13 protein-coding genes are annotated in these 12,673 nt (G+C 41.1%); 3 read left to right on the top strand and 10 right to left on the bottom strand.

Going from position 1 to position 12,673, the window contains the following annotated elements; genetic code table 11:
- Nucleotides 1-173: 173 nt before the first annotated feature.
- Nucleotides 174-971: an N-acetylmuramoyl-L-alanine amidase gene (locus E4U82_RS00065; protein WP_135107998.1), complete on the top strand. Its 798-nt coding sequence runs from the start codon at nucleotides 174-176 to the stop codon at nucleotides 969-971.
- A gap of 224 nt (nucleotides 972-1,195) precedes the next feature.
- On the opposite strand, the gene E4U82_RS00060 is transcribed toward E4U82_RS00065, so the two are convergent.
- The 6 genes from E4U82_RS00060 to E4U82_RS00035 form a co-directional block, all read right to left on the bottom strand.
- The gene (locus E4U82_RS00060; protein WP_209300516.1) at nucleotides 1,196-1,795 is read right to left on the bottom strand and encodes a DNA-3-methyladenine glycosylase; all 600 of its coding nucleotides are present in this window, start codon (nucleotides 1,793-1,795) and stop codon (nucleotides 1,196-1,198) included.
- Nucleotides 1,796-1,884: 89 nt separating this feature from the next.
- Nucleotides 1,885-2,340, bottom strand: coding sequence for a PTS sugar transporter subunit IIA (locus tag E4U82_RS00055; RefSeq protein WP_135107996.1), 456 nt, complete (start codon nucleotides 2,338-2,340; stop codon nucleotides 1,885-1,887).
- 157 nt (nucleotides 2,341-2,497) lie between these two features.
- Entirely contained in the window at nucleotides 2,498-3,691 is a 1,194-nt protein-coding gene (locus E4U82_RS00050) for a DUF4317 domain-containing protein (protein ID WP_135107995.1), read from the bottom strand.
- Nucleotides 3,692-4,027: 336 nt separating this feature from the next.
- Nucleotides 4,028-5,518, bottom strand: a complete 1,491-nt coding sequence (gene mqo / locus E4U82_RS00045) for a malate dehydrogenase (quinone) (RefSeq protein ID WP_135107994.1) — start codon at nucleotides 5,516-5,518, stop codon at nucleotides 4,028-4,030.
- Between the two features lie 409 nt (nucleotides 5,519-5,927).
- Nucleotides 5,928-6,635: a FadR/GntR family transcriptional regulator gene (locus E4U82_RS00040; RefSeq protein WP_135107993.1), complete on the bottom strand. Its 708-nt coding sequence runs from the start codon at nucleotides 6,633-6,635 to the stop codon at nucleotides 5,928-5,930.
- A gap of 100 nt (nucleotides 6,636-6,735) precedes the next feature.
- Entirely contained in the window at nucleotides 6,736-8,322 is a 1,587-nt protein-coding gene (locus tag E4U82_RS00035) for an L-lactate permease (protein WP_135107992.1), read from the bottom strand.
- Between the two features lie 432 nt (nucleotides 8,323-8,754).
- Between E4U82_RS00035 and E4U82_RS00030 the strand changes: the two genes are divergently transcribed.
- On the top strand, nucleotides 8,755-9,261 hold the full coding sequence (locus E4U82_RS00030; protein WP_135108416.1) for a GNAT family N-acetyltransferase: 507 nt from the start codon (nucleotides 8,755-8,757) through the stop codon (nucleotides 9,259-9,261).
- 46 nt (nucleotides 9,262-9,307) lie between these two features.
- Here the strand turns inward: E4U82_RS00030 and E4U82_RS00025 are convergent, their stop codons facing one another.
- The 4 genes from E4U82_RS00025 to E4U82_RS00010 all read right to left on the bottom strand — a co-directional run bounded on the left by E4U82_RS00025 (nucleotide 9,308) and on the right by E4U82_RS00010 (nucleotide 11,533).
- Nucleotides 9,308-9,697: a hypothetical protein gene (locus E4U82_RS00025; RefSeq protein WP_135107991.1), complete on the bottom strand. Its 390-nt coding sequence runs from the start codon at nucleotides 9,695-9,697 to the stop codon at nucleotides 9,308-9,310.
- Nucleotides 9,698-9,973: 276 nt separating this feature from the next.
- Nucleotides 9,974-10,876: an RpnC/YadD family protein gene (locus E4U82_RS00020; protein ID WP_135107990.1), complete on the bottom strand. Its 903-nt coding sequence runs from the start codon at nucleotides 10,874-10,876 to the stop codon at nucleotides 9,974-9,976.
- A gap of 33 nt (nucleotides 10,877-10,909) precedes the next feature.
- Nucleotides 10,910-11,089: a hypothetical protein gene (locus E4U82_RS00015; RefSeq protein ID WP_135107989.1), complete on the bottom strand. Its 180-nt coding sequence runs from the start codon at nucleotides 11,087-11,089 to the stop codon at nucleotides 10,910-10,912.
- A 222-nt stretch (nucleotides 11,090-11,311) separates the two neighbouring features.
- Nucleotides 11,312-11,533, bottom strand: a complete 222-nt coding sequence (locus tag E4U82_RS00010) for a DUF6361 family protein (RefSeq protein ID WP_135107988.1) — start codon at nucleotides 11,531-11,533, stop codon at nucleotides 11,312-11,314.
- A gap of 193 nt (nucleotides 11,534-11,726) precedes the next feature.
- Between E4U82_RS00010 and E4U82_RS00005 the strand changes: the two genes are divergently transcribed.
- On the top strand, nucleotides 11,727-12,428 hold the full coding sequence (locus E4U82_RS00005) for a DUF3862 domain-containing protein (RefSeq protein ID WP_135107987.1): 702 nt from the start codon (nucleotides 11,727-11,729) through the stop codon (nucleotides 12,426-12,428).
- The last annotated feature ends 245 nt before the right edge of the window (nucleotides 12,429-12,673 follow it).

Here is a 12,673-nt window from a genome sequence, read left to right as displayed (position 1 = left end):
GGGGGAGAAAAAATTTTCCCTTGACCTTTTCACATCCCCAGTGGAAAAGCAACTAAACAGTTCTCTTCCGTCACGTTTCTCAATTTGCTTCAATTTGAACGATTTGTCCAATAGCGATTCACTTCCATGAAATACGATATATTGCAACAAATTTTTATGAAAGGAGTCATACGATGAAACTTTATTTGGATCCAGGACATGGTGGGACAGATCCAGGTGCCCAGGGGAATGGCTTGAATGAAAAAAACATCAACCTGGATATTGCACGCCGCATCCGTGACATTTTAGAGAGGGAATATCGTGATGCCTATGTACGCATGAGCCGTACAGACGACAGTTCGATCAGTTTATCGGGACGAACAAATGAGGCGAATTCCTGGGGAGCAGACTACTTTCTCTCCATTCATTGCAATTCGTTTAACGGTGCTGCCCAGGGGTATGAAGACTATATCCACAGCAGTTTGCCCGACTCGTCTGAAACAGCTGATTACCAGCACACGATGCATGTGGAAATCACCAAAGTGAATCAGCTCAGAAATCGCGGCAAGAAAAAGGCAAACTTTCACGTGCTCCGGGAAACCGCGATGCCGGCACTTTTGACGGAAAATGGATTTATCGATAACGCAGAAGATGCAGATTTGATGAAAGACCCATCCTGGCGGCAAACGGTTGCACGTGGACATGTGAACGGGCTGGCCAAGGTGTTTAACCTAAAAAAAAAAGAGGGCACTAGCACACTGTATAAAGTGGTAGCCGGTTCCTTCCAGTCCAAGGAAAATGCCGAAAACCGGGTGAACCATTTGCAGTCAAATGGCATTGATTCCTATGTTGCAAAGATTACCATTTCCGGTAAACAATGGTATCGTGTTCAAGCCGGGGCATTCTCCGATCGAAAAAATGCAGAGGAGCAATTGGCGAAAGTCAAGGAATCCGGCGTCCATGATGCCTATATTATTCGTGAAGATCGTTAGACACCGAAGTTCCCGGGATTAATCTGGAGGGGCGTGTTGTCTCAGAAGAATTTAGGCGTGAAAAGTTTTATCTGATATTCCGCTCATTCTCAGATATATTTTAGCCGTGAGAAGCATTTTCTCTGAAGATTTGACCGACGCCAATAGGTGTTTGGCAAGAGAAGGCTCTTCACGGCCGATTCTCCCGTTTCCGGAAGGTAGAGATATCCTGTGGACACTACTTTTTATTTTGAAATAAACGCATTCCCATCAACCCAAAAACGCCACGGATAATCTCTTGCTTCTCCGGAATTATCAATGCCAATCCTTGGACCTGAATTCATTTGCTCGTCTTCCACTGTTCTTCCCGGCGCAATCCAAAGCGGGGGGTGATCCAGTTTGTTTCCATAATCATCCATCGTAATACCGAGCGCTTTGGTTAATTTGCCGGGGCCATTTGTCAATTGGCTTAGTTTTCTGGCTTTGGGACGTCTTTTTTCCATTACGGATTGGCCCAAGTATGGCTCAACGCCCCGAATTAGGACAGCTTTCGGATCGTCGACACTACCGCTCACAACATTAAAAAGACAATGGGTATGCATGACATACGTGTACGCATAACCTGGTTCACCGAACATAATTGCCGTCCGCTTCGTTCGTTTATTGTTGAAGCTGTGGGCTGCACGATCTTCTGGTCCCATATACGCTTCTGTTTCGACAATGAAACCGGCAACAATACCTTCATCGGTCTCTTTCAAAAGCAGTTTCCCCAGCAGTGACTGGGCCAGTTGTAGTGTTGACTGGTTGTAGAATGATTGATCCAGTGGTTCTGGTAAAGGGTGCACCAAATTTCGCCTCCTTGTCATGTTGTCTATTTAATCGGTCGCAACTGATGGATGATAATCACTCAAAAGGGGTTGCGTAACCTGATGATTTAGCCATTCATATACCGTTGCATAAGCTGTTTCAGTGAGGATTTTTTCCCATCCCAATTGGCCAAGGCCTGATTGAATTGCTCGTCCTGAAAACAAGTGAACAATGCCCGTATGAATGTCAAATGGTCGCCGGGATCCGGGATAGCCAGCATAAAAACAAACGAGACCTTCACCTGTTGATCAGGATCGCCCATTTGCGCGAAAACAACCGGACGCTTCAGTGGGGATATCAACAGCTGCCGCTGGATGGCAAATTCCGGGTCTGCATGTGGAACAGCAACACCATAGGGCTGTAACGGCAGACCGGTAGGCAAAGCCATCTCCCGTTCCCTGACTTTTTCCGGAAAGTTTTTCTCCGCGATTCCCTGTAAAACAAGGAAATCACTCATATATTTCAATACTTCTTTGTCAGTTGTTGCATCCAGTTTCATGACCTCGATTTCAGACTTGTCCATCGTTCCCACCTCTTAGCCACGATTTTGGTCATACACTGATCTGGTGAACATACTTATATAATCAATATTATAGTATAAAACATGCTTGAACGCAAACAAACGTTCCTTCATTCACTTACAATGCCTGACAGTATTCCACAAGGTCTGCTTTATCCGATCATTCATTATCTTCCGGCGCTTTTTGAAATAAAGCTTCAGGAATCATTTCAAAGCCTTCGATTACCGTGTTTTCTTCCACTTCCATCATTAAATACCGTTTACCACTGAAATGGACTTGTCGCACGTGTCTTAAGTCCTGCGGGCTGATTTTGATATCCGCTATTTTTGTTTCGATCTTAATAGACTTTGAATTGTATTTCGGTATGACATTGCTTGCCTTGAACTCATATTGTTCATCGTCCAGCACAGTTTTAAACGCAGTTGTAATCTTTTCGGAACTGACATCTTCCATGCCGCTGCCCGTCAAAACTTGCTCCACGTCTCCTGCATCTAATGTCGGCCGTTCTTCCTCTTCATTCTCTTCCACCATCTGATGGATCTCCTCATATACATTCGAGAGCGTTTCAGTGTTGATGGCCTGATCACCAGCGACATTTTTCACAATTTCTTCAAAAACCAGTTTATCCTGTGCAGCCGTCATGATTTCTTCCGCATTTAAAACGTCTTCGATAAAATGATAGCTTGGTTCATTCTTCTTCCCAGCTGCATAAAGGATATGGTTGACATCTGAAGCATTATCCGTAATCGATGGGAAAAGAAATCCCGATATTGGTGCTTTCAGATTAATAATGGGATCAACGACAATATTATACTTGAATTCCTTCTCAACATAATCAAACAGCAATTCTTTTTTCGGGTCCTGCGTTTTATTCACACTGCACAAAATAAAAGGATGGGAATAAACCGTATCCCGTTCACTTTCTTCCGCTTCTTCGCTCATGTTTTTCATGGGTTTCATATATTCCCCGCGGATAAAAGTGACTACAATATCCATTTCATATTGTTTGTCCTTCAGCATTTTTTCAACGAGCTGCAACATTTGACCTTTCCATTCCTCTGTATCATTGCTTAACAAGCCCTGATGAAGAATGAGCTGACTGTTGTTCTCTGCATCACGCTGGAATTTTAACTCAAATAACTTCTCATCCAATTGGCCCGTGAGCACTTTTTTAAAATTTTCCATAAACAGTTCCTGCTGTTCAGTCTCCAACATATCAAACGGCATACTCTGGTGATGATAAATCTCGCTCGATTCTTTCATGATGTACACATTAAAAATGTCATGGATGGTCAATAAATCATTATCCACTTTGAATTGTTTTCGGATATGTGCGATGTCTGTTTTGTCCAACGTTGTTCCACTCCCAGGTTGATAGTCAGTGTGCGTTTTCGTGCGCGTATTCTACTATTCTATCATAGAGAGCGGGTGGTTTGCCTGGGTGATTTAACGATCAGTAGTGAAGTATTCAAAAAGGGGTATAGGATTCTAAAATTACATAGACGAAGACACAAAAGGAATAGGTGATTAAAACGAGAGCCTCCGCTCATATGATGAAATAAACCTGCAATTCGTAAGCTTAATCGTTCGAGGCTTGTGTGTTCATTGTACGCTGCAAAAGTTGAGTGATTATTGAAGTGCCAGCCTCCCCCAACGCTGGCACTTTATGGCTGACCCTATCAATTTTTATTATTTCTTCAACTCATCCAATTCCAATGCTTTCATTGTTGACGTTTTGATTTTAGCAATAAGTTCAGGCTTATCGGATAACGTTTCGCCGAAAGACGGAATCATTTCTTTTAATTTTGGTTTCCATGCATCCAGCTTTTCCGGGAAGCACGTTTCGATTAACCCGACCATGTCTGAAACAGAAGTCGATGCCCCTGGAGAACCGCCAAGCAGTGCGGCAAGTGATCTGTCCTTGCTATGAACAACCTCAGTATCACTAAACTGAATCATCCCCTTACCTTCAGACGTATCTTTGATGACTTGTACGCGTTGCCCTGCTATTTTCAGGTCCCAATCTTCGTCTTCTGCATCAGGGAAAAACTCACGTAATTCATTCATTCTTTCTTCCTTATTTAATCGCAATTGTTGAATCAAATACTGCATCAATGGGATATTTTTTGCACCTGCCGCCAGCATTGTCAGCACATTGTCAGACTTGAATGAGGCAAATAAGTCCTTATTGGAACCTGTTTTAAGAAACTTCGGTGAAAAGCCTGCAAACGGACCGAAAATTAACGTTCTTTTACCATCGATATATCTCGTATCCAAATGCGGAACGACGATTAACGGTGCACCAGGCGGGTTTTTGCCATATACTTTTGCATAATGTTGTTCGATTACCTCAGGATTGCTGCATTCCAAATATTGTCCACTAATTGGAAAGCCGCCGATATGTTTCGATTCGGGAATCCCAGTCTTCTGCAGTAAAGGCAAGCTGCCACCGCCGGCTCCGATAAAAACAAACTTCGATTTATGCGTTCCAATTGCACCGTTTTCATCCTTAATCTTCAATTCCCACATGCCATCTGCGGTCTGCTTGATGTCTTGCACATCGTAATGATAATTAATGTTCACGCCTTCACTTTCCAGGTAATCAGCCATGGTGCGGGTCAATTCCCCGTAGTTGACATCTGTCCCATCATCGATTCTCGTTCCCGCCACAGGTTCATTCGCTTGGCGGTCATCCATAATCAGCGGAAACCATTCTTTTAACTCATCCGGATCTTCGGAAAACTCGATTTCCTGAAATAATGGGTGGTCCTCCAGCGCTTCCACACGTTTCTTTAAAAATGCAACATTTTCCCCGCCTTTAACAAAACTCATGTGCGGCAAACCGGTAATAAAATTCTGTGGGTTTTCGATTAAATTGTGCTTGGCCAGGTAAGACCAAAACTGTCTTGATAATTGAAAGCGCTCATTTATTTTGACCGCTGCGTTGATATCAATGGAACCGTCCGGCTGTTCAGTCGTATAGTTCAACTCACATAATGCAGCATGTCCCGTTCCTGAATTGTTTTTTTCATTCGAGCTTTCCCCACCAGCAACGCCAAGCTGTTCAAAAGCTGTGATTTTCATGTCGGGCGCCATTTCCTTAAGCAATACACCCAACGTTGTACTCATAATCCCAGCGCCGATTAAAACGACATCTGATGTTGATGATTCATGACTCATTTCAATTCACCCCGTTTATATAGTAATTGCTTCAAGACTTTCCTTTAAAACACGATTGCCTAAAAATGAACCACCGCTGAAGCAGCTACACTTTACATCACCTCACTGAACACATCGTTGTCTTTTAAGTCTACTAATATTTTTCCAATATACCGGTGTTAACGGTTCATTGTCTTTTCAAAATGTTTGCGATTTTCTTCACAGAGAGAATTATCATCAAATTTCTTGTCTCAATTGTAGCACTACCAATATGCCGTGTCATGTAACGTTCGTTTACGTTTTTACGCTTTCGATGAATTCTGATTCAAATTCAAAACGTGAAATACTTCACCAAGAATCTCTTCCCTTTATAAATTAAACCCCAAACCTTTGAGGTGGTAAACTTGCAAATAAAAGAACACCTGTAAAGCTACCTTAAATATTCTTCCAGCGTTTGATCCACTTCAACTAAATGATCAAGCATCGCTTTTTGAGCTTCATCATAGTGTTGATGTTTAATTGCATTGAATATTTTCACATGTTCGGTAAAAAGCTTTAAGTGCCGATCTTTGGTAAACAACATTAAGCGGCGTGTTTCCCTCATTGATTCAACGATAATATCCGATACGCTTGACATTAAATGAATCAGCATATCATTATGGGTCGATTTCGCTATAGCCAGGTGAAAGTCAAAGTCAGCTTTTTCACCTAATTCACCTTTTCCTTTTGCGTCTTCCATCGCCTTTAAAGCAGTTTCAATCGCTAATAGATCCTCATTCGTATGATTAACTGCTGCTGAACCGGCACAACCCACTTCCAAAATTTTTCTGACCTCGGACAGTTCTTTAATATTTTCTCTTTGCATTAATAAAGCAGTTGCCACTGGTAATGCGAATTTTGAAGCATCAAACGTTTTGATGTACGTTCCTTCCCCTTGAAATGTTTCAACCAATCCAATTGCCTTAAGTCCACTTAAGGCTTCACGGATCGTTGGCCGGCTGACATCAAACATTTTGGCCAATTGCTCGACTGAATCTAATTTGTCACCAGGTTTCAAGTCACCATCTTTTAACATTTGTATAAACGCATCGGAAATTTCTTCATAGATTTTTTTCGTTCGAATTGGTTTATAGTTCAATTGTACTCCCCCATCCAGTAATACCTTAAGGTTACATGATTTGCATACAATTTGAAAGATGGATTGTCAGACTCAAACCGCTAGTAAATAGCCAATACTATCATAGAAAACTTATGACAATAAATCCGCCAACACCAGCTAAAACACCATACAAGAGAGCTGGACCGATTGTCTTACGGATAATATCTCCCTCTTTACCGGACAAACCAACTACAGCTGAAGCTGCGACAACATTATGAACACAAATCATATTTCCGGCTGCCGCCCCAATAACTTGCAATGCCAAAGCGATATCCGTATTTAATCCGGTAGCCTGGGCCACATTATATTGGATTGGTGAGAAGGTAAGCGTTGATACAGTCCCACTTCCCGTAATAAAAGCACCAAGTTCCCCTAAAAATGGAGCTACGAAAATCCACACGCAACCGAGCGAACCTGCTAAAGCTTCTGCAATATACTGTGGCATGCTTGCCAGGTCATTCATATTCATACCTGAATTTGTAAATACTTGTACCAAAGCAAGTGTAAAGACTAACGTTAACCCAGCCGTTTTAATCGAGTTCAGCGATTCTTTAGATGCTTTCACAAAGTTTGAGAATGATTTACGCTGGATAACCACCGCAAGTATGGCAGAAAGAACCAAAACAGTCCCTGGTGAATACAAAACTTCCCACGCCGATGTGATGTCTTCAAATCCTAAGATGTTTGACCACGTTAAATCAATCGTTGTCATTGCAACTTTTTTTATCGGCGGTACAATCCTTGTGACTAGCAGTAACCCAACAACAACTAAATAAGGCGACCATGCAGTAACAATGCCCATTTTTGATTTTTCTTCTTTTACTTTAAATCCAGGTTTTAATGCATACGTCCATGCCGTTTTAGGAAGTAAAATTCCTTTCTTTGCTGTGATTGTAGCAACTGCTAACCCTGTTAACGCAGCCAGAATAGCCACAAACTCTTGACCAAAAATCGAAGCATACAGGAAGGCAGAACCGGTATATGTGATGCCAACTAATAGGGTCCATGGTAACATAGCAAACGCATCTTTAAGTCCCTTGTCCTTCCCAAAAAACACGGTTAAAACGACAATAAGAATAAATGGAATAAACGTACCTGCAAATAAATCAATTAACGTTACATGAAAACCAATTTGATTATAAAATTCAATGCCGGCACCCTCAATATTACTCAACCCAACCTGGATTGGTGTCCCTACTGCGCCGAATGACACAGCTGAACTATCAGCAATTAAAGCCAGTGCTGCCGCAGCTAACGGGTTGAACCCAAGTGCTAGCATTAACGGCCCCGTCACTGCTGCCGGTGTTCCAAAACCAGCTGCCCCTTCAATTAAAGCACCAAATAAAAAGGCAACAATGATAACTTGAACGCGCATATCCGTAGAGATTGATCGAAAACCTTGATTGATTCGATCCACTGCCCCAGTATGTTGAAGTGTATTCAATAACACAATTGCACCAAATAAGATTAATATAATCGTCAGCGCTTTATGTGTACCTTGCAAAATGGAAGCGAATACAACATCGCCGTTCATTCCCCAGACTAAAAAAGATAATACAATGACAATAACGGAACTAAATAACATTCCTTTGATAGCTGGCATTCTGAGTAGCACCAAAAATATAAATGGTGCAACAATGGCACTTAATGCAACAAATAACAGCATATTTTACCCCCTTTTTTATCTGATCTCCCTATCAAAACACTTTAAGCGCTTTCAATAAGGCAAAAACAATAACAGGTTACCTAGTCATCTGATGACCTGTTTTAATAGTAAAATAGAAATGTAAGCGTGTCAATCATTAATTAAAACGCTTTCGGGAAGAAACCAAGAGATCAGGTTTTTATTTTCCATGTTAATCTTTCGATAACTATTGAATTATTTTTGACTTTCATGTACATTTAATTATTAATTTGTTTTATTGTGTTTAGATTTGAAAATTACAATTATTACTGATAAAAATATTGAAAAGGCTAAGCAATACATGAACTGGAGCTATGATAATAGTTGAGTTTTTGGTGCTGTAAATAGGGTAGGAGGTAACCATTCTTTCAAGCTGAAAGTATTTTGCAGTATTATGAATGGGAGGTAGTATCGATCTGGATTCGCGAAATTGAAAAAAAAGACGATCAATCAATGGCGCAAATTATCAAACGTTCCCTGGAATCATTTGACCTAGACATTCCAGGAACGGCCTATTTTGATCCTCAGTTGCGCAATTTGGCACAATTTTATAAGCAACAAGCAAACGCAAAGTATTGGGTTGCGGTGAATGAACAAGATGAAGTGGTTGGTGGTGTTGGTATTGCACCATTTTGGGAAAAAGATGGGGTGTGCGAACTGCAAAAACTATACGTTGCACCCGCTGCTCAAGAAATGGGACTGTCGAAGGAATTGATGAACGAAGCACTCACCTTCTCCAGGCAATATTATACCTATTGTTATCTGGAAACAATGGAGATACTCAAGGCAGCCAACAACCTTTACACTCAATTCGGCTTCCAACAACTTGAAAGCCCACTGGACGGTTCAACGCATAATACGATGGATACTTGGTTTTTAAAGGAACTGTCAGATAATAGGGCCGATTCCCCACAATGCTAACGCTTTAGCATAGTAGTGAACTGGCCCTTTCAATTTTACCATCCTATTACATGATGCTCTTGTAAACATCTTTTTCTGTTATCACCCCCGCTTTCAACAACTCACTTTCCAGTCGTTTAAAATAGCTCAAGTATATACGTTCTTTGTAGAGGCGATGATCTCCCGTTCGCACAATATCTTTTGCGTATTGCGCTCCAATCTTCTGTTTAATATTGTCAAAGTTATCGATACTGTCCAGATAGACATTGAATATTTGATCTATCCTGCTCCCCTTTTGTCCATACCCCGACAACGTTTTCGTTTCCTCAAGATATTGTATATTAACATCATAGTTTTCTTTAAAAAAATCTATAAGGTACTTGCCTGTCTTGCCTAATGGTAGACTCACACCTGGCCATACACAACGGACATAATCTTCCTTTAACAAATTATACAAAGGTCATCACTCCCTCGATTTATTATTTTTGAGGTCCTTCTACCCAAGTCTCACTGCTTATGAGAAATAGTTTAGTATAATTTCATATTATCATGCCATCTTGCTGAATGGTATTGATACAGTTTGCAGTAGAACCGGATATGTTTAAGAGGGGCTTATATGATATGAAATGAGATGGAACGGACCTCTGAATACTGATTACTGCAGAGGCCAGGAGCATTCGTTTTACTGGTCTTTAAGAAACCCACATTTCCCCAATCATATTTGGGCGTCCAATCATCTTTCTTTCAATGCTTCAATTTCTTCACGATCCAATCCAGTCACTTTCTCTATAAATTCAATCGATGATCCTTCTTTCAGCATGTTGAAAGCAATTTCTTTCTTTTCCTCCGCTTTTCCGATTTCTTTCCCCTTTGCTTCACCTATTTCTTTACCTTTCTCTTCATACGAAATCGGGATTTCCATTATTTTATCAGCTTCATCCATACGTTTAACTTCATCCTTCAATTGCTCTTCCTCCGTTTCATTTAATGTCAGGTACTTTTCGAAAAAACCGTATACCAACCGCTGTTTTGCCGGGTTCAGCTCCATTTTCACAAGCATTCTGAGAAACTCTTTCTTCACTTGTACTTTTTCATTTTCAGTATAGCCCATTTTACTCAATAATGCTGCCGCGGCAGGGTTGTTGGATTTGATATAGTTCCGCCAGTTCTTTTTCCGCAAATGCAGCGTTAAGTAGTTGAACGTCAGAACATGCATGAATGGGAATGTCATTGTATATTGGTTCTTTTCCCAGTTTTCTTCATAACTGAAAACCGCTATAGGAATAATCGGTTTGCGATATTTATGATACAGCAAACTGAAATACTGATACATGCGCTCATGAAAATTAGTCTGTTTTGTGCTTTGCGGTTCAATATGAATAATAATGACGGCTTCAGTTTCTTTCAGGGTGGTTTCTACAACGATATCAAGTCTGCGGGTCTCCCCTTCCATCAAATCGGTAAAAACTTCTTCCGACAATGGCTTAACGGTATGAAAATCAACCATATCATGCACGTCCGGAAAGAATGCATCGAGGAAATCCTCGAAAAAGGTATGAACCAGATCCTTGAATAATTGATCATGCCGGATATAGTCTGAGGGAGGCCTTTCCTTAACCAGTGCTAATGGGGTCATTTGTGCACTTCCTTTACGGGTTTTATGTAGAGGTTAACTTTGGTGAGGTTCTGCATTCAGTATATCAAAGTGACTGAAAATAACAATAAGTATTTCCCGGACGGCACCTATTAAAAATAACGAAAAAGAATCTTCAAGAATCTGCTTTGGACTTAACAAATTTTCCAGTTTCCCCTGACCGTATGTGTTCACTAATTCCTTATTGTATTTCATCCGGAAAACCGCTTTGGCATATTCGTCAGCGAAAGTGATTCATGCCGGAAAATCCCAATATATCCGCAGTCCGTTCCAATAAATATTCGATGGCTTCCGTTTCAGGCTTTCCCCGCGCGGCCGCCAATCACACCCTCTTGACCTTCCTGATTGAATATTTCAATCAGAGCAACCTCCTCATCTCCCAGCTTCTCCAATAAATTCAGGCTTCGCACACCTTTCTTACTCCAGCTCCATCAGCAAATATGGAACAATCAAGAAATATTTCGCCCTCGTCTGGATGGTCGATGTACCCTGGAAATATATATCGGAAAACCCGTCACGAATTCTGCCGATACCGAGTTCATCGACCGCGCCCGGAGCGAAAAGCGCATCCAGAACAGCCATAACCTTTTCCCGATGTTCACTGGAGTAATCGATCCAGCCCAGTTTTAATTGGTTCAATGGTAAAAACCCCTTTTAGTTTTCGATAAATCTATGCTTCAACTGTTATATTTAATTTTATTTCATATAAATTCTGTTTAAAAGTAAATAGCTGAAAAATCAATCAGGGAATACATTTTATTGTACACCCTGTATTTTATAATAAGTTATGCAGATTAAAAATTTACTGCAAACATTTTAGGGGGGAATTAGTGTGAGGAAACTGATGAAATTTGGATGCTTAGGATTTATTGGCATTCTTGCAATTATTATCATTGCCGTCTTAGCTTTTGGAGGAGGAGAAACGGACGATACAACGTCCAATAACACAACACAGACAGAAGATAGTGGCGGTAACAGCGCTGATGAAGACACCACATCTTCCGGAAACACCGAAGAAGAAAATGCTGAGGAAGGTGACTCGGGAGAAGCATCGGAAACAGAAGATGATAGTACAATAACAGGAGAAGAGTTTGAGCAAATTTCAAACGGTATGACCTATGAAGAAGTTGTTGAAATAATCGGCAGCGAAGGAACCGTTCAGTCCGAAACCGGAGAAGAAGGCAGCCAATTTCATACGATCATTTATTCATGGGATGGTGCAGATGGCTGGGGAGCTAATGCTATGCTTACTTTCCAGGACGGTCTATTACAAAGCAAAGCTCAAGCTGGTGTGGGTAATGGATCCGAAGCGGACGTCACGATTACTATAGACGAGTTCAACCAATTGGAGAACGGCATGACAACCGACCAGGTATTCGAAATCATTGGCGGTGAAGGCGAAATAACATCACAAACTGGAGAAGAAGGATCCCAATACCATACGGTTACTTACACCTATTATGGCGAAAGTGGTCTGGGATCGAATGCAACGTTGATGTTTCAGGGTTGTATATGGCAAAATAAAAGTACATAATTCGGCAGCCTAAAAGTACACAACTGCCGTTTATAAAAAAAGAGCCTTGCCAGTCATCCCTAAATCTAATAACCTCCTACATGTAAGTTCCAAAAACATGGGGAGGAATGAAAGGATGCTAGCAATGGCTCAAGTTGACTATATCAGTTTTTTACGAGATGAGGAAGGGTTATCCGTCAATTCCCTGGCCAAACGCCTCGGAATTAACTGGCGGACTGCCAAAAAGTATGCCGACCGGGAAGATT

The organism is Lentibacillus salicampi (assembly GCF_004565465.1).
GTDB lineage: Bacteria > Bacillota > Bacilli > Bacillales > Amphibacillaceae > Lentibacillus > Lentibacillus salicampi.
This window is presented reverse-complemented; position numbering and strand designations above follow the sequence as displayed.